Raw genomic sequence first — 16,112 nt, 5'->3', positions numbered from 1 at the left:
GCCCAATAATAATGACGACCGCAGGTCGTTGGCCCGCCATCGGTGTGGAATAAAAATAATGAATCAGCCTTCTGTCGGTACCACCCTGGACGTGCAGTCCTTTATCAACGCCCAGCCACTGTCGCGCTACCAGTGGCGCGTGGTGATTCTGTGTTTCCTGATTGTCTTCCTCGACGGCCTCGACACCGCCGCCATGGGCTTTATTGCGCCTGCGCTGTCCCAGGACTGGGGCATCGACCGCGCCAGCCTCGGCCCGGTGATGAGCGCCGCGCTGATCGGCATGGTCTTCGGCGCACTCGGTTCCGGCCCGCTGGCGGACCGTTTCGGGCGCAAAGTAGTGCTGGTGAGTGCGGTGCTGGTGTTTGGTGCATTCAGCCTGGCCTCGGCCTACAGCACCAACGTCGACCAGTTGCTGGTGCTGCGCTTCCTGACCGGGCTGGGCCTGGGCGCGGGAATGCCGAACGCCACGACGCTGCTGTCCGAATACACCCCCGAGCGCCACAAATCGTTGCTGGTGACCAGCATGTTCTGCGGTTTCAACCTGGGCATGGCCGGCGGCGGGTTTATCTCGGCCAAGCTGATCCCGGCGTTTGGCTGGCATAGCCTGTTGCTGATCGGTGGCATCCTGCCGTTGATTTTGGCGGTGGTGCTGCTGGTCTGGCTGCCGGAATCGGCGCGTTACCTGGTGGTGCGCAACCGTGGCACCGACAAGGTGCGCAAGACCTTGTCACCCATCGAACCCACGATCGTTGCCCAGGCGAGCAGCTTCAGCGTGCCCGAGCAAAAAACCGTCAAGGCCCGCAACGTGTTCGCGGTGATCTTCTCCGGCACCTACAGCGCCGGCACCTTGCTGCTGTGGCTCACCTACTTTATGGGCCTGGTGATTGTTTACCTGCTGACCAGTTGGCTGCCGACCCTGATGCGCGACAGCGGCGCCAGCATGGAACAGGCCGCCTTTATCGGTGCGTTGTTCCAGTTTGGCGGCGTGCTCAGTGCGGTCGGCGTGGGCTGGGCGATGGACCGCTTCAACCCACACAAGGTTATCGGCACGTTCTACCTGCTGGCCGGGGTGTTTGCCTACGCCGTGGGGCAGAGCCTGGGCAATATCACCCTGTTGGCGACCTTGGTGTTGATCGCCGGGATGTGCGTCAACGGCGCGCAATCGGCCATGCCGTCCCTGGCTGCACGCTTCTACCCGACCCAGGGCCGCGCCACCGGTGTGTCGTGGATGCTCGGCATCGGCCGCTTCGGCGCGATCCTTGGCGCGTGGATGGGCGCCACCTTGCTGGGCCTGGGCTGGAACTTCGAACAAGTGCTGACGGCGCTGGTGATTCCGGCGGCGTTGGCCACGGCTGCCGTGGTGATCAAGGGCATGGTCAGCCATGCGGATGCTACCTGATACCCGCGCGATTCAAGTGGGCGCTAAATTGTGTGGGAGCTGGCTTCTGTGGGAGCTGGCTTGCCTGCGATTGCATCACCACGGTTTACCTGACAGACCGAGGTGTCTGCATCGCAGGCACCCCAGCTCCCACATAAGCCAGACCCTCAGACTGAGCGACCTTTCGCAAACGATTAGCTAGACAACAATCCGTTCGATAATCGAACGCTGAGTCGATTATCGGATTGTTTGACCCATTTGCCCGGCTTAATCTTCAAGCACTTCGGCGCCACCTCAGCGCCTTTTTCGATCAACACCGGGAGCCCAACCCCATGGCTGAAATTCTCACCCTGCGTGATGCGGTCAAGCGCTTCGTGAACGACGGCGATACCGTCGCCCTCGAAGGCTTCACCCACCTGATCCCTACGGCGGCAGGTCATGAAATCATTCGTCAGGGCAAGAAAGACCTGACGCTGGTGCGCATGACGCCTGACCTGATCTACGACCAGTTGATCGGTGCCGGCTGCGCGCGCAAGTTGATTTTCTCCTGGGGCGGCAACCCGGGTGTGGGCTCCCTGCATCGCCTGCGTGATGCCGTTGAAAAGCAATGGCCGCATCCGCTGGAGATCGAAGAACACAGCCACGCCGACCTGGCCAATGCCTACGTCGCCGGTGCCTCCGGCCTGCCGTTTGCGGTGCTGCGCGCCTACGCCGGTTCCGACCTGCCCAAGGTCAACCCGCTGATCAAGACCGTGACTTGCCCATTCACCGGCGAAGTGCTGGCGGCCGTGCCGTCGGTGCGTCCGGACATCACCGTGATCCACGCACAAAAGGCCGACCGCAAGGGCAATGTGCTGCTCTGGGGCATTCTCGGCGTGCAGAAGGAAGCGGCCCTGGCGGCCAAGCGTTGCATCGTCACCGTCGAAGAAATCGTCGATGACCTGAATGCGCCGATGAACAGCTGCGTACTGCCGACCTGGGCCTTAACTGCGGTGTGCCACGTACCCGGTGGCGCACACCCGTCCTACGCCCATGGCTACAACGAGCGCGACAACCGCTTCTATCAGGCGTGGGACCCCATCGCCCGTGACCGTGGGACTTTTACCGCGTGGATCGATGAATACATCCACGGCACCGCTGACTTCAGTGAATTCCAGGCCAAGCTGGCCCACGCGCAGGAGGCCAAGTAATGGCTTACTCGACCAATGAAATGATGACCGTCGCCGCCGCGCGCCGCCTCAAGAACGGCTCGGTATGCTTTGTCGGCATCGGCTTGCCTTCCAAGGCCGCCAACCTGGCACGCCTGACCTCGTCGCCGGACGTGGTGCTGATTTACGAATCCGGCCCGATTGGCGCCAAGCCAAGCGTATTGCCGCTGTCGATCGGTGACGGCGAACTGGCGGAAACCGCCGACACGGTCGTACCGACCGGTGAGATTTTTCGCTACTGGCTGCAAGGCGGGCGCATCGACGTCGGCTTTCTAGGCGCCGCCCAGGTCGACCGCTTCGGCAATATCAACACCACCGTGGTGGGCGACTATCACCAACCCAAGGTGCGCCTGCCGGGTGCCGGTGGCGCGCCGGAGATTGCCGGCTCCGCCAAGAGCGTGTTGATCATCCTCAAGCAGTCGGCGCGCTCGTTTGTCGACAAGCTGGACTTCATCACCTCGGTTGGCCACGGCGAAGGCGGTGACTCACGCAAACGCCTGGGCCTGCCTGGCGCCGGCCCTGTTGGGATTATTACCGACCTGTGCACCATGGAGCCGGAGGAGGGCAGCCATGAGTTCGTGGTCACCGCGCTGCACCCTGGCGTCACCCGTGAGCAAGTGGTGGCGGCCACCGGTTGGGCGATTCGTTTTGCCGACCACGTAAGCACCACCGCCGAGCCGACCGAGGTGGAGCTGACCGCGCTGCGTGATCTCGAAGCGCGCACTGCCGCCGCCCACGGCCAAGCACCGGGAGAAGCCTGATGCGCGACGTCTTTATTTGTGATGCCATCCGCACGCCCATCGGCCGTTTCGGCGGTGGCTTGTCCACGGTGCGCGCCGATGACTTGGCAGCGTTGCCAATCAAGGCACTGATCGAGCGCAACCCGTCGGTGGACTGGAGCGCGGTCGACGAAGTGTTCCTTGGTTGCGCCAACCAGGCCGGTGAAGACAACCGCAACGTCGCGCGTATGGCGTTGCTGTTGGCGGGCTTGCCGCAAAGCATTCCGGGCGTGACCCTCAACCGCCTGTGCGCCTCGGGCATGGACGCGATCGGCACGGCCTTCCGCGCCATCGCCAGCGGCGAAATGGAGCTGGCGATTGCCGGTGGCGTCGAGTCGATGTCCCGTGCGCCGTTCGTGATGGGCAAGGCTGACGCGGCGTTTTCGCGCAACATGAAACTGGAAGACACCACCATCGGCTGGCGTTTTATCAACCCGTTGATGAAGGCCCAATACGGCGTGGATGCGATGCCGCAAACGGCCGATAACGTCGCCGACGACTACAACGTGTCCCGCGCCGATCAGGACGCCTTCGCCCTGCGCAGCCAGCAACGCACCGCCGCCGCGCAAGCCGCCGGGTTCTTTGCTGAAGAAATCGTGCCGGTGCGCGTCGCCCATAAAAAAGGCGAGACCGTGGTGGAGCACGACGAGCATCCACGCGACACCACCCTGGAGGCCCTGGCCAAACTCAAGCCGGTCAATGGCCCGGATAAAACCGTCACCGCCGGCAATGCGTCGGGCGTGAATGACGGTGCGGCGGCGCTGATTCTGGCGTCTGCCGAAGCGGTCAAAAAGCACGGCCTCACCGCCCGCGCTCGCGTGTTGGGCATGGCCAGCGCCGGCGTTGCGCCGCGTGTAATGGGCATCGGCCCGGTGCCGGCGGTGCGCAAACTGGTGGAGCGCCTTGGTTTGGCGGTCACCGACTTTGACGTGATCGAACTCAACGAAGCCTTCGCCAGCCAAGGCCTGGCGGTGCTGCGTGAACTGGGGATTGCCGACGATGCCGCGCAGGTCAACCCGAACGGCGGCGCCATCGCCCTTGGCCATCCGTTGGGCATGAGCGGCGCGCGGTTGGTGCTGACGGCACTGCATCAGTTGGAGAAAACCGGCGGCCGCAAAGGCCTGGCGACCATGTGTGTGGGCGTCGGCCAAGGCCTGGCCCTGGCGATTGAACGCATCTGATAAGAGAGGATTGCTCCATGAGTGACAAGCCCGGTTACCGGCGCCCGCAAGCGGGCACCCAACCTGATTACCTGCACCCGGCCTACCAGTCGACGAACCTGCGTTCGCCGTCCCAGCCATTGGTGTTTCTGCCCCATTCCCTGTCGGAAATCACCGGCCCGACCATCGGCGCCGAGCGGATCAACGAGAAGGACAACGACCTCACCGCCCAGCACGAAGGCGAGCCCCAGGGCGAGCGCATCATCATCCACGGCCGTGTGCTGGATGAAAACGGCCTGCCGGTGCCGGGCATTCTGGTGGAGATCTGGCAGGCCAACGCCGCCGGTCGCTACAACCACAAACGCGACCTGCACGACGCGCCGCTGGACCCGAACTTTACCGGTACCGGCCGCACCGTCACCGACGCCGACGGCTGGTATCAGTTCCAGACCATCAAGCCCGGCGCCTACCCGTGGGGCAACCACCACAACGCGTGGCGCCCGGCGCATATCCACTTCTCGCTGTTTGGCCCCAGCGTGCTGACGCGGCTGGTCACGCAGATGTATTTCCCCGGTGACCCGCTGCTGGAATACGACCCGATCTACAACTGCGTGCCGGACACCAGCGCCAAGCAGCGGCTGATCGCCAGTTTTGATCTGGAAAAAACCATTCCGTCCTATGCCCTCGGCTATCGCTGGGACATCGTTTTGCGCGGCCGCGACGCCACGCCGATGGAGAAATGAGATGACCCTCAATGCGACCACGTCCCACACCGTCGGGCCGTATTACCACATCGGCCTGACCTGGCTGAACCGCGAAGACCTGACCGTGCCGGCCACCTTGGGCGAGCGCGTGGCAATCAGCGGGCAAGTGGTGGACGGCAACGGTGATGTCGTCAACGACGCCATGCTGGAAGTCTGGCAGGCCAATGCCGCCGGCAAGTACGACCACCCCGAAGACGAGCAGGCCAAGGCCGTCGACCCCAACTTCGAAGGGTTTGGCCGCGTGCCGGTGGACGCTGAAGGGCGTTTTCGGTTTACCACCATCAAGCCGGGCAGTGTGCCGGGCCTGCAAGGCACGACCCAGGCGCCGCATCTGGTGGTGCTGGTGTTTGCCCGTGGCTTGGTGAAACACCTGCTGACGCGGATCTATTTCGACGGTGAAGCGTTGAATAGCGATGACCCGTTGCTGGCCTGTGTGCCTGCGGAGCGTCGCGCTACGTTGATTGCCAAGCCGGATGCGCAAGGTGTGCATCAGTGGAATGTGATTTTGCAGGGCACAGACAAGGAAACGGTGTTCTTCGATTACTGAGTTGAGCCGGCGGGCGCCATCGCGGGCAAGCCCGGCTCCCACATTTTGAACTGTGAACAGGTTCAAAGGTGGGAGCTGGCTTGCCTGCGATGGCGCCCTCAAGGCCGCACCTATGCAAAAGTCTGCTTGCGGAACATGGTTGTTGCAAAGTATGTCTAGGCTATAACCGTTCCCACTGAGTAAAAAAACATGACAACAACAACGAGTCACTACACCGGAGAAGAACGCAGCAAACGGATTTTTGCGATTGTCGGGGCCTCCTCCGGCAACCTGGTCGAATGGTTCGACTTCTATGTGTATGCCTTCTGCGCGATCTATTTTGCCCCGGCGTTTTTCCCCTCGGACGACCCCACGGTCCAACTGCTCAACACCGCCGGTGTATTTGCTGCCGGCTTCCTGATGCGCCCCATCGGCGGCTGGCTGTTTGGCCGAGTGGCCGACAAGCACGGGCGTAAAAACTCGATGATGATCTCGGTGCTGATGATGTGCGCCGGGTCTCTGGTCATCGCCTTTTTGCCCACCTACAAAGATATCGGCGCCTGGGCGCCGGCCTTGCTGCTGGTGGCGCGCCTGTTCCAGGGCCTGTCGGTGGGGGGCGAATATGGCACCACGGCGACCTACATGAGCGAAGTGGCACTCAAGGGCCAGCGCGGCTTTTTTGCCTCATTCCAATACGTGACCCTGATCGGCGGCCAATTGCTGGCGGTGCTGGTGGTGGTGATCCTGCAACAGATCCTGACTGAAGAAGAACTGCGTGCCTGGGGCTGGCGGATTCCGTTCGTGATCGGCGCCATTGCTGCGGTGATCTCCCTGCTGCTGCGTCGCACCTTGAAAGAAACCACCAGCAAGGAAATGCGTGAAGACAAAGACGCCGGCAGCATCGTCGCGTTGTTCCGCGACCACGGCAAAGCGTTCATCACCGTGTTGGGCTACACCGCCGGTGGCTCGCTGATTTTCTACACCTTCACCACGTACATGCAGAAATACCTGGTGAACACCGTGGGCATGCACGCCAAGACGTCGAGCTACATCATGACCGGCGCGCTGTTCCTGTACATGTGCATGCAGCCGCTGTTCGGCATGCTGGCGGACAAGATCGGTCGACGTAATTCGATGCTGTGGTTCGCAGGCCTGGGCACGCTGTTCACCGTGCCGATCCTGTTGACCCTGAAAACCGTCACCAGCCCGTTCCTGGCTTTTGTGTTGATCACCCTGGCGTTGGCGATCGTCAGCTTCTACACCTCGATCAGCGGCCTGGTCAAAGCCGAGATGTTCCCGCCGCAGGTGCGCGCACTGGGCGTGGGCCTGGCCTATGCGGTGGCGAATGCGATTTTCGGTGGTTCGGCTGAAGTTGTCGCGCTGAGCCTGAAATCCATCGGCATGGAAAATACCTTTTACTGGTACGTCACCGCGATGATGGCGGTCGCCTTCCTGTTCAGCCTGCGTCTGCCCAAACAGGCGGCTTATCTACACCACGACCTCTAGGGATGAGTTATGACACTGCGCACGAGCAATCAACTGTTCGACGCTTACTTCACCGCTGACAGCATGGCCGAAGTGTTCTGCGACCAGGGACGTTTGCAGGGCATGCTGGATTTCGAAGCGGCGCTGGCCCGGGCCGAGGCCCGGGTCGGGTTGATTCCCCAAGCCGCCGTCGCGCCGATTGCCCAGGCGTGCCTGGCGTCGCTTTACGATGTGGACGCCCTCGGTGAGGCGATTGCCTCGGCGGGGAATTCGGCGATTCCGCTGGTGAAGGCCTTGGGCAAATTGATTGGCGCTGAAGATGCCGGCGCCGAACGTTACGTGCACCTGGGCGCGACCAGCCAGGATGTGATGGACACCGGGCTGGTGTTGCAACTGCGCCAGGCGTTGGCGCTGATTGAAGCGGACCTGACGCAATTGGGCGAGGTGCTTGCTGCCCAGGCCCAGCGTTATGCCGACGTGCCCTTGGCCGGGCGGACCTGGCTGCAGCATGCGACGCCGGTCACCCTCGGAATGAAAATCGCCGGTTGGCTGGGCGCGGTCACACGCAGTCGCCAGCGCCTGGCCGAGCTGAAGCCGCGTTTGCTGGTGCTGCAGTTTGGTGGCGCGTCCGGCACCCTGGCGGCACTCGGTGAGCACGCCATGCCGGTGGCGCAGGCCTTGGCGACGGAGTTGCAACTGGGCCTGCCCGAGCAACCCTGGCACACCCAACGTGATCGACTGGTGGAGTTTGCCGGCGTGCTCGGCCTGATCGCCGGCAGCCTCGGCAAGCTGGGGCGCGACCTCAGCCTGTTGATGCAGACCGAAGCGGCGGAGGTGTTCGAGCCGTCGGCGCCAGGCAAGGGTGGCTCATCGACCATGCCGCACAAGCGCAACCCCGTCGGCGCCGCCGTGTTGATCAGCGCGGCCACCCGCGTGCCGGGGCTGGTGGCGACGATGTTCAGCGCCATGCCCCAGGAGCATGAGCGCAGCCTGGGCCTGTGGCACGCCGAGTGGGAAACCCTGCCAGAGATTTGCCGGCTGGTGTCGGGTGCCTTGAAACAGGCGCTGCTGGTGAGCCAAGGCTTGGAGGTCGACCCCGAGCGCATGGCGCACAACCTCGACCTCACCCAAGGCCTGGTGCTGGCCGAAGCCGTGAGTATCGTGCTTGCCCAGCGCCTGGGCCGCGAGACCGCTCACCATCTTTTGGAGCAGTGCTGTAAACGCGCCGTCGCCGAACGACGCCATCTGCGCGCAGTGCTGGCGGATGAAGCGCAGGTCACCGCCGAGTTGTCGACGGCGGAGCTGGACCGCTTGCTCGATCCGGCCCATTACCTGGGCCAGGCCCACACCTGGGTCACCCGCGCCGTAACCGAACACTTTGCATTGACCGCGTAAGGAGACCGCTGTGGCTTTTGTACAACTGGCCGATGGCCCATTGCATTACCAACTGGACGGGCCTGAGGGCGCGCCGGTGCTGGTGCTGTCCAACTCGTTGGGCACCGACCTGCATATGTGGGACATCCAGATCCCGGCCTTCATCCAGCACTTTCGCGTGCTGCGTTTCGACACCCGTGGGCATGGCAAATCCCTGGTCACCGAGGGCCCGTACAGCATTGAGCAACTGGGTCGTGACGTGATTGCGCTGCTGGATGCGCTGGGTATCCAACGCGCGCATTTTTGCGGGCTGTCGATGGGTGGCCTGATCGGCCAGTGGCTGGGTATTCACGCAGGTGATCGTCTGCTGCGTCTGGTGGTGTGTAACACCGCCGCCAGGATCGGCACGCCGGAAATCTGGAACCCACGTATCGAGATGGTGCTGCGCGACGGCGCGGCGGCCATGGTTGCATTGCGCGATGCGTCGATTGCGCGCTGGTTTACCGCCGATTTCGCCGCCGCCAACCCGCACCAGGCCCAGCAGATCACCGACATGCTCGCCGCCACATCGCCTCAAGGTTATGCCGCCAACTGCGCAGCCGTACGAGATGCGGATTTGCGCGAGCAACTGTCCAGGATCAAAGTGCCGACCCTGGCGATTGCCGGCACCGAAGATGCCGTCACGCCGCCGGCCGGCAGCCGCTTTATCCAGAACCAGGTCAAGGGCGCCGAGTACGCCGAGTTCTATGCGGCGCATCTTTCTAACGTACAAGCCGGCGCGGCGTTCAGCGACCGCGTGCTGGCGTTCCTGTTGGCTGATTAAACCTGTGGCAAGCCTGCTTGTTCTGCAGATGGATTGTTGTGGCGAGCAGGCTTGCCCTGCGTTGGGGCGCGAAGCGGCCCTGATACAGTCACCCCGTTCTTCCAGATGAACCTCATCGCCAGGTTGTGGGGCCGCTTCGCAGCCCAACGCAGGGCAAGCCTGCTCGCCACAACAAGCCTGCTCGCCACAAGTGATCGGGCTTCTATCAACTGTTTAAGGAGTTTTTGTGGACGAGAAACAACGTTATGCCGATGGCCTGCAAGTGCGCCGCGAAGTGCTGGGCGACGCCCATGTCGACCGCAGCCTCAATGCCCTGACCGAGTTCAACAGCGAGTTCCAGGAAATGATCACCCGCCACGCCTGGGGTGATATCTGGACCCGCCCCGGCCTGCCGCGGCATACCCGCAGCCTGATCACCATCGCCATGTTGATCGGCATGAACCGCAGTGAAGAGTTGAAGCTGCACCTGCGCGCCGCCGCCAGCAACGGTGTGACCCGCGCCGAGATCAAGGAAGTGCTGATGCAGAGCGCGATCTACTGCGGGATACCGGCGGCGAATGCGACGTTCCACCTGGCCGAGTCAGTGTGGGATGAGCTGGGCGTGGAGTCGCGCCAGCAGGATTGAGCCTGAATGTGGGAGCTGGCTTGCCTGCGATACAGGCAACTCGGTTTGTCAGTTAAACCGAGGTGATGCCATCGCAGGCAAGCCAGCTCCCACAGTAAACCTTCTGTGTGTGCAAGCTTAGTGTGAATCCGCATCCCACACCCAATTCCACACCCCCGGCAAATGCACGGCTTCATTCACATCCTTCACCGTGCGCGCCAATGCTGCGCGCTCCAGCCCGGCATGCTCGGTGTAGAACGGCTCGGCAGCGACCTTCATGCCGTTGACCCGCGCGCTGTCCATCAGGATCTGCAGGTACTCCTGCAAATGCCGGGCGGTGTAGCGGTTGATATCGTGGAAGGTCACCACCACCGGTATCACACCGTCCACCGTCGGCAGTTCGCCCAAGGCAATGCGCTCGCGCACCACTGACAGTTGCCGATACAAATTCGCCCGCCGGCGTGGGCTGGCATTGAACCCCCAGATCTTGCCGTCATTGGCACTCAGGTCCGTAAGCAACACCTGCATGCCATGGCGCTGGTAAGCGGCAAAGGTGCGCTTGTCATAGTTCCAGAACGGCGGGCGTACCAGCGTCGGTGCGGTGCCGGTGATTGAGGCAATGTCGGCTGCGCCCTCGGTGAGGGTGCTTTCCAGCTCGGCATCACTGAGCCAGCGATGGTTGGTGTGAAACGCCGTGGCCGTGTGGAACGCCAGCACATGCCCGGCGGCGTATTCGCGCTCCATGGTCTTGCGACCCCGCGGGCTGCCACCGGAGCGGGACGCTTCGGTCTGCAGGAAAAACACCGCCTTGATGCCTGGCAGCACCGGGTTGTGCGCAAGGTCGGCAAGTACGGAGCGGCTGGGGTTGTTGTAACCCGAGGCGCTGGGACCGTCGTCGAAGGTCAGCAGGAAGCGGATCGGCGCCTGAGCCTGCAGGCGCTGTTCGGTCTGCGGCGTCAGGACGACAGGTGCGCCGATGCAGCCGCAAAGGCTCAGGGCCAGGACCAGCATGACGAAGGATTTCATGGTGTGCATGCGCTCGAATAGAGGCCGCTGCTGGGCGGATCAGCAGCGGCAGGCGCGCACCATACAGTAAGTCCGACGCTGGTTTACAGCAGACTTATTGGGTAGCTGACGATCAACCGGTTTTCATCAAATTCATTGTTGCTGTAGTCCCTGCGCATCGTGGAATTGCGCCACCGCACGTTCAGGTCCCTGAAGGTGCCGCTTTGCACCGTGTAGCCCACTTCACTCTCGCGCCCCCATTCCTTGCCGTCGGTGAGGGTGCCGGTATGCACGTTGCTACCGCTGATATAACGGTTCATCAAGGTCAGGCCCGGTATGCCGAGCGCGGCGAAGTTGTAGTCGTGGCGCACTTGCCAGGACTTTTCCTGGGCGTTGTCGTAGCTGGAGTTATAGCTGTCGTTGGCCAGGGTGCCGCCGCTGGTGCCGTTGACGCGCATCCAGGCACTGTTGCCGGTGAGTTTTTGCAGGCCGACATAGAAGGTGTTGCCGCCGTAACGGGCGGAGAACAGGCCGGACCAGGTCTTGTTGTCCAGCTCGCCTGCGCGGGCGCTGCCGTCGTCCTTGCCGTAGAAGAACCCGAGGTTGGCGCCCAGGGTCCAGCTGCCCACAGCTTGGCTGTGGGTCAGGTTGATGTATTGCTGGCTGTAAATGTCCTTGAGTTGGGCGTTCCACACACCGATCTGAGTGTGTTTGTCGTTGAAGGCGTATTCACCGCCCTGGAAGTTGAAGCGGTCGGAGGTGAAGGCGGTTTTACCGACCATCGACATGTCGGTCATGCTGCTGTCGTCGCGCGGGCTGTTGGCGCGGAACTGGCCGCCGTAGAGGGTCAGGCCGTCGATTTCCCTGGAAGTGATCTGCCCGCCACGCAGGGTTTGCGGCAGGGAGCGGCCGTCGTCCGAGCGCAATATCGGCAGCACCGGCATCCATTCGCCCACCTTCACTTCGGTCTTGGAGATCCGCGCCTTGAACGCGACCCCAAGACGCCCGAAGTTGTCCGCCGGGCGGCCGTCGCGGTCCAGCGGCAACAGCTGTGTGCCACCGGTGCCGCGCCCGCCATCGAGCTTTTGTGAGTACATGCCCAGCACATCCACCCCGAAACCCACCGTGCCCTGGGTGAAGCCGGACTTGGCGTCGAGGATGAAACTTTGCGTCCACTCCTGCGCGCCGCCCTGGCTTTTGGTCGGGTTGGTGTAATTGCGGTTGAAGAAGAAATTGCGCAGGTTGAGGTTGGCGCTGGCGTCTTCGAGAAAACCGTGTTCTTCGGCGACGACGGGCAGGGCAAGGCTGGCGACAGCGGTTGCCAGCAATAGCTGGCGCGGGCGGAACGTGCTCATGGTGTTGGACCTGTTGTTATTGGGGTTATGCAGGTGCGGGCCATGGTGCGGGGCGGTGCGGGGGCGATGAAAGTGGGGGAGAGCGGGTTGTGGGCGATGATCGAACGCAAGTTGCGGGCCTGCGCAATACGCTCAGGCCCGAGCGTCTCGTTACCGTTTGGGCAGCTCGATATGGGTCCAGGGCACCACTGGCAGGTAATGCTGCGCGACGATGATCACCGCCACCATCACCACCAGGAATACCACTTGCAGCGGGCTCCAGAAGGCCCAATGCAGGCCATTGAGCCACGGAAATTTCAGGCTTTTCTCACCCATGTGGCCGATACGTTTGCTGTGCAGCAGGTTGATCAGCAGCATCCCGGTATAAGTAATCGCCCCCAGAATGCCCAGTATCAGCCCGCACACCACGAGCATGGCCAATTGCGGGATGCCGTGGCGTAACACCAGCCAATACTGGTTGGGGTTGACGCGCTTAGGGATCAAATACTGGCTCAGCCACACGTCCGCAACGATAAAGGACGAACTCATCCCGACCCACATCTGCGTGATCCGAAAGAAGACCGCGGCCGGCAAGATCGCCAACGCCACTAAGATAAGTACGACCCCGAAGTCCAGCTTTTCGGTTTGAACCTGAACGAGGTTCAGGACAGCGCCCAAGGCAAAGATCGCCCAGAGCCGGATAAGCACATGGACGTAAATCGGTCGTGGGACGAATTTGCGCCAGAAGAACAGGTCGCTTTGGGGCAGGCGTTCGATCAACTGCGGATAACGCCAGGTCAGGGTTTCGCCCAGATGCTGGCAAGCGTTCCATTCGTTTTGGCCAAACCTGCCGATGATGCGCATCTGTTGGGTGGCGGTCATGGGCGTGAGCAACAAGCGCGCGGCCAGGGCGTCGGTGGAGGTGCGCCGGGTGTCCTGGGCTTTGTCCTGGAGGCTGATATAAAAGCTTTCCTGCTCGCAACGCGACACCAGGCTGCGCCACATCCACGCGGGTTCCGCAAACACGCCTTTCTGATCGTCCCAGCCAAAGGCCTGGCACACACGATCAAACAGCGGCACGCTCCATTGGGTGTCGTGCAGCAGTTGCAGAATAATGTGTTGCCACTGTTGCTGCTGATCGAACACCCGCAGCCAGGCTTGCTCGTTGTAGTGTGTCAGTTGGGTGATGAACTCGCGCTCGGCCTTCTGCTCCAGCAGTTCCTGCAAGTTGAGGCGATATTCCTGCAACAGCTCACTGGTCAGTGCGTCGTGCTGCCATGGCGTCATGGCCACCCGTTGCCAGGGTGTCAGCCATTCCAGATGTTGCATCGCCCAACGGGTAATTGCACTGCGCTCGCCGGGGGCTTCAAAGCAGTGGCGCAGCAGGCCCGCCTGGAAGGCGTCGCTGCAGTCCTGTTGCCGGGCCTGGGCCCAGCGCTCATCGAGGTTGTCGGCGTTGAGGCCGGTGAGCAACGCGTGGACCGGGTCAGGTTTTGGCGCTTCAAAGGGCGCGGGGCTGAGCGTGCTGACGTCCATCAACTCGGCCAGGTCGTAGGCGCTTTTGGGCGCAGGTGCCTCGAACACAGCAGGGCTCAATGGGCGGACATCCATCAGCTCGGCCAAATCCTTGAGGTTGCTGTCGGTCTGTTCGACGACGGCCGTTGCGTGCTCTTCCTCTTCGTTGTCTGCACGCCAGCGTGCGTAGCCCAATGCAGCCTCATAGGCTTCACGCAGACGCTGGAACCCTTCTGGATCATCGTCCGGGCGGCAGCTTTTCAGCAGTCGCGCGTAGGTGCGCTTGATGGTCCGTTCGTCGGCATCGTCCGCCAATTGCAACACTGTCCAACAGTCCATGTGGATTTCCTTCAGCGCCAGAACCCGTTATCGAGTTGCTCAAGTTGTCGGGTCAGTTCGCTGCGGGCCTCACGGATGCGGCGCTCGTCCTGGGTCTCGAGCACTTGCTGGAACTGCGCGGCCCAGTGTCCGAGCTGCTCGCGCAGCTCGCCCAGGCTTTCCTGGTAGAGCCGCTCGAGGCGGGCGGTCAGCACGGTGTTGACCTGCTGGTCGCGCGGGTGAATTTTCAACAATGCCAACGCTTGCAGGCGTTGCTGGATCTCTTGCGGGCTGAGCACGCCAGGATTGTTTTCGATCACCAGCGAGTGCTGTTCGCCGGTCAGCGGAATGTTCACCTGGGCTTCGAGCAAACCGTTGTTGTCGTAGGTGAAGCGCACGTCCAGCGAGACTTCGCCAGCCTTGCGCTTGGGCACGGGGATTTCCAGCTGGCCCAGTTCGATGTTGTCTTTCACCAGGCGGCTTTCGCCCTGGTAGATTTTCAGCAGTACGCGGGGCTGGTCGTCGTAGAGCGTGACCACGCTTTTGACCCGGCTCACCGGCACGCTGCTGTTGCGTTCGATCAGCGGCAGGTAATGCCCGCTTTCGATATGGCCGCCGTACTGGTTAGAGGTTTCGATACCCAGGGTGTAGGGGCAGACGTCGGTCAGCACGACTTCCTCCAGCGCCGCCGAGCGGGCCTTGAGCGCGGCCTGGATCGCCGCGCCGTGGGCGACCACCTGGTCCGGGTCGAGGCTGATGGACGGGAAACGCCCGAACAAACCTGCGGCCAGTTTGCGCACCAGCGGCATGCGCGTGGTGCCGCCGACCAGCAGGATTTCATCGAGGTCACCGACCCGAATGCGTGCGTCGCGCAGGGCGCGTTCAATCGGTGCGCGCAGGCGTTCCAACAGGGGCGTGTAGAGCTTGGCGAGTTCGGCCTGGGTGATGGTTGTGACCCACTGTTGGCCATCGACACGCAGGGCGAACTCGGCACTGTCGTCCTGGCCCAAGGCTTTGCGCACGCGCTCGGCTTCGCGGCGCAGGGCTTGCAACACACTGCGGGTGGGCGGGAAACCCTGGGCATTGCGCTGGCTGTCGACGAAGTGTTCCAGCAACAACGTGTCGAAGTCTTCGCCGCCCAGGAAGTTGTCGCCGGCGCTGGCGCGTACTTCCATCACACCGTCGAACAGCTCGATGATCGACACGTCAAAGGTGCCGCCGCCGAGGTCGAAAACCAGGAACGAGGTTTCCTTGTCACGCTGGTGCAAGCCATAAGCCAAGGCGGCGGCGGTGGGTTCGTTGATCAGTTTTTCAACATTGAGCCCGGCCAGTTCACCGGCAATGCGCGTGGCTTTGCGCTGGCCGTCGCTGAAGTAGGCGGGCACGCTGATCACCGCTTCGGTGACGGTTTGGCCATAGGTGCGCTCGATGTCTTCTTTGAGGCTTTTGAGGACCAGCGCCGACAGCTCTTCGGGGCGGAACGAGCGGTCGCCCAGGCGCACTTCGGTGGCACTGCCCATGTAGCGCTTGAACAGCGACGTGGTCAGGTGCGGGTGAGTATGCAGGCGTTCCTTGGCGGCTTGGCCCACCAGGATACGGCCTTGATCATCCAGGCCGACCACGCTTGGGGTCAGCAATTGGCCAAGGGCATTGGGCACCATTTCGGCGGCATCGCCGCGCCACACGGCGGCCAGGCTATTGGTCGTCCCCAGGTCGATGCCTACGATCATTACGACAAGCTCCCTCTGTGGTCTGTAAGAATCTGTTACCAATCTTACCCTGAAAGGTTGAAGGGAAGGCAAGCCAGCGCCCACCTTTGATTCGCACGGGTCAGTGACA

The 16,112-nt window shown here is 62.4% G+C and carries 14 protein-coding genes; 10 read left to right on the top strand and 4 right to left on the bottom strand.

Features of this window, described 5'->3' with window-relative positions; genetic code table 11:
• The first annotated feature begins 58 nt into the window (after positions 1-58).
• From ASE80_RS02155 to pcaC, 10 genes are all read left to right on the top strand, one after another.
• Positions 59-1,399, top strand: coding sequence for an MFS transporter (locus ASE80_RS02155; protein ID WP_056857463.1), 1,341 nt, complete (start codon positions 59-61; stop codon positions 1,397-1,399).
• A gap of 311 nt (positions 1,400-1,710) precedes the next feature.
• Positions 1,711-2,568 (top strand): CoA transferase subunit A, encoded by an 858-nt coding sequence (locus ASE80_RS02150; RefSeq protein ID WP_056857462.1) that lies wholly within the window; start codon positions 1,711-1,713, stop codon positions 2,566-2,568.
• Entirely contained in the window at positions 2,568-3,347 is a 780-nt protein-coding gene (locus tag ASE80_RS02145; protein WP_056857461.1) for a CoA-transferase subunit beta, read from the top strand. The genes ASE80_RS02150 and ASE80_RS02145 overlap by 1 nt, the downstream gene beginning before the upstream one ends.
• Entirely contained in the window at positions 3,344-4,546 is a 1,203-nt protein-coding gene (pcaF, locus tag ASE80_RS02140) for a 3-oxoadipyl-CoA thiolase (protein ID WP_169985849.1), read from the top strand. Before ASE80_RS02145 ends, pcaF begins: the two co-directional genes overlap by 4 nt.
• A gap of 17 nt (positions 4,547-4,563) precedes the next feature.
• Positions 4,564-5,268 carry a protocatechuate 3,4-dioxygenase subunit beta gene (pcaH, locus tag ASE80_RS02135; protein ID WP_019817832.1) on the top strand — a complete coding sequence of 235 codons (705 nt, stop codon included), beginning with the start codon at positions 4,564-4,566 and terminating at the stop codon, positions 5,266-5,268.
• A gap of 1 nt (position 5,269) precedes the next feature.
• Positions 5,270-5,836 carry a protocatechuate 3,4-dioxygenase subunit alpha gene (gene pcaG, locus ASE80_RS02130; RefSeq protein ID WP_056857459.1) on the top strand — a complete coding sequence of 189 codons (567 nt, stop codon included), beginning with the start codon at positions 5,270-5,272 and terminating at the stop codon, positions 5,834-5,836.
• 189 nt (positions 5,837-6,025) lie between these two features.
• Positions 6,026-7,321, top strand: a complete 1,296-nt coding sequence (locus ASE80_RS02125) for an MFS family transporter (protein WP_056857458.1) — start codon at positions 6,026-6,028, stop codon at positions 7,319-7,321.
• 9 nt (positions 7,322-7,330) lie between these two features.
• On the top strand, positions 7,331-8,695 hold the full coding sequence (locus ASE80_RS02120; protein WP_056857457.1) for a 3-carboxy-cis,cis-muconate cycloisomerase: 1,365 nt from the start codon (positions 7,331-7,333) through the stop codon (positions 8,693-8,695).
• A 10-nt stretch (positions 8,696-8,705) separates the two neighbouring features.
• Positions 8,706-9,497 carry a 3-oxoadipate enol-lactonase gene (pcaD, locus tag ASE80_RS02115; protein WP_056857456.1) on the top strand — a complete coding sequence of 264 codons (792 nt, stop codon included), beginning with the start codon at positions 8,706-8,708 and terminating at the stop codon, positions 9,495-9,497.
• A 226-nt stretch (positions 9,498-9,723) separates the two neighbouring features.
• Entirely contained in the window at positions 9,724-10,122 is a 399-nt protein-coding gene (gene pcaC / locus ASE80_RS02110) for a 4-carboxymuconolactone decarboxylase (RefSeq protein ID WP_056857455.1), read from the top strand.
• Positions 10,123-10,239: 117 nt separating this feature from the next.
• Here pcaC and ASE80_RS02105 read toward each other — a convergent pair whose 3' ends face one another.
• From ASE80_RS02105 to ASE80_RS02090, 4 genes are all read right to left on the bottom strand, one after another.
• Positions 10,240-11,127, bottom strand: a complete 888-nt coding sequence (locus ASE80_RS02105; RefSeq protein WP_056857454.1) for a polysaccharide deacetylase family protein — start codon at positions 11,125-11,127, stop codon at positions 10,240-10,242.
• Positions 11,128-11,210: 83 nt separating this feature from the next.
• Positions 11,211-12,461: an OprD family porin gene (locus tag ASE80_RS02100; RefSeq protein WP_056857453.1), complete on the bottom strand. Its 1,251-nt coding sequence runs from the start codon at positions 12,459-12,461 to the stop codon at positions 11,211-11,213.
• Positions 12,462-12,611: 150 nt separating this feature from the next.
• Entirely contained in the window at positions 12,612-14,294 is a 1,683-nt protein-coding gene (locus tag ASE80_RS02095) for a J domain-containing protein (RefSeq protein WP_056857452.1), read from the bottom strand.
• Between the two features lie 11 nt (positions 14,295-14,305).
• On the bottom strand, positions 14,306-16,003 hold the full coding sequence (locus ASE80_RS02090; RefSeq protein ID WP_056857451.1) for a molecular chaperone HscC: 1,698 nt from the start codon (positions 16,001-16,003) through the stop codon (positions 14,306-14,308).
• Positions 16,004-16,112: the final 109 nt, after the last annotated feature.

Source organism: Pseudomonas sp. Leaf15, assembly GCF_001421425.1.
GTDB lineage: Bacteria > Pseudomonadota > Gammaproteobacteria > Pseudomonadales > Pseudomonadaceae > Aquipseudomonas > Aquipseudomonas salomonii.
This window is presented reverse-complemented; position numbering and strand designations above follow the sequence as displayed.

Bases quoted from the DNA above. Each gene is read 5' to 3' on its own strand.
- ASE80_RS02105 (WP_056857454.1), bottom strand. From the start codon at position 11,127: ATGAAATCCTTCGTCATGCTGGTCCTGGCCCTGAGCCTTTGCGGCTGC.
- ASE80_RS02125 (WP_056857458.1), top strand. From the start codon at position 6,026: ATGACAACAACAACGAGTCACTACACCGGAGAAGAACGCAGCAAACGG.
- ASE80_RS02155 (WP_056857463.1), top strand. From the start codon at position 59: ATGAATCAGCCTTCTGTCGGTACCACCCTGGACGTGCAGTCCTTTATC.
- ASE80_RS02095 (WP_056857452.1), bottom strand. From the start codon at position 14,294: ATGGACTGTTGGACAGTGTTGCAATTGGCGGACGATGCCGACGAACGG.
- ASE80_RS02100 (WP_056857453.1), bottom strand. From the start codon at position 12,461: ATGAGCACGTTCCGCCCGCGCCAGCTATTGCTGGCAACCGCTGTCGCC.
- pcaH (WP_019817832.1), top strand. From the start codon at position 4,564: ATGAGTGACAAGCCCGGTTACCGGCGCCCGCAAGCGGGCACCCAACCT.
- ASE80_RS02090 (WP_056857451.1), bottom strand. From the start codon at position 16,003: ATGATCGTAGGCATCGACCTGGGGACGACCAATAGCCTGGCCGCCGTG.
- ASE80_RS02145 (WP_056857461.1), top strand. From the start codon at position 2,568: ATGGCTTACTCGACCAATGAAATGATGACCGTCGCCGCCGCGCGCCGC.
- ASE80_RS02120 (WP_056857457.1), top strand. From the start codon at position 7,331: ATGACACTGCGCACGAGCAATCAACTGTTCGACGCTTACTTCACCGCT.
- ASE80_RS02150 (WP_056857462.1), top strand. From the start codon at position 1,711: ATGGCTGAAATTCTCACCCTGCGTGATGCGGTCAAGCGCTTCGTGAAC.
- pcaG (WP_056857459.1), top strand. From the start codon at position 5,270: ATGACCCTCAATGCGACCACGTCCCACACCGTCGGGCCGTATTACCAC.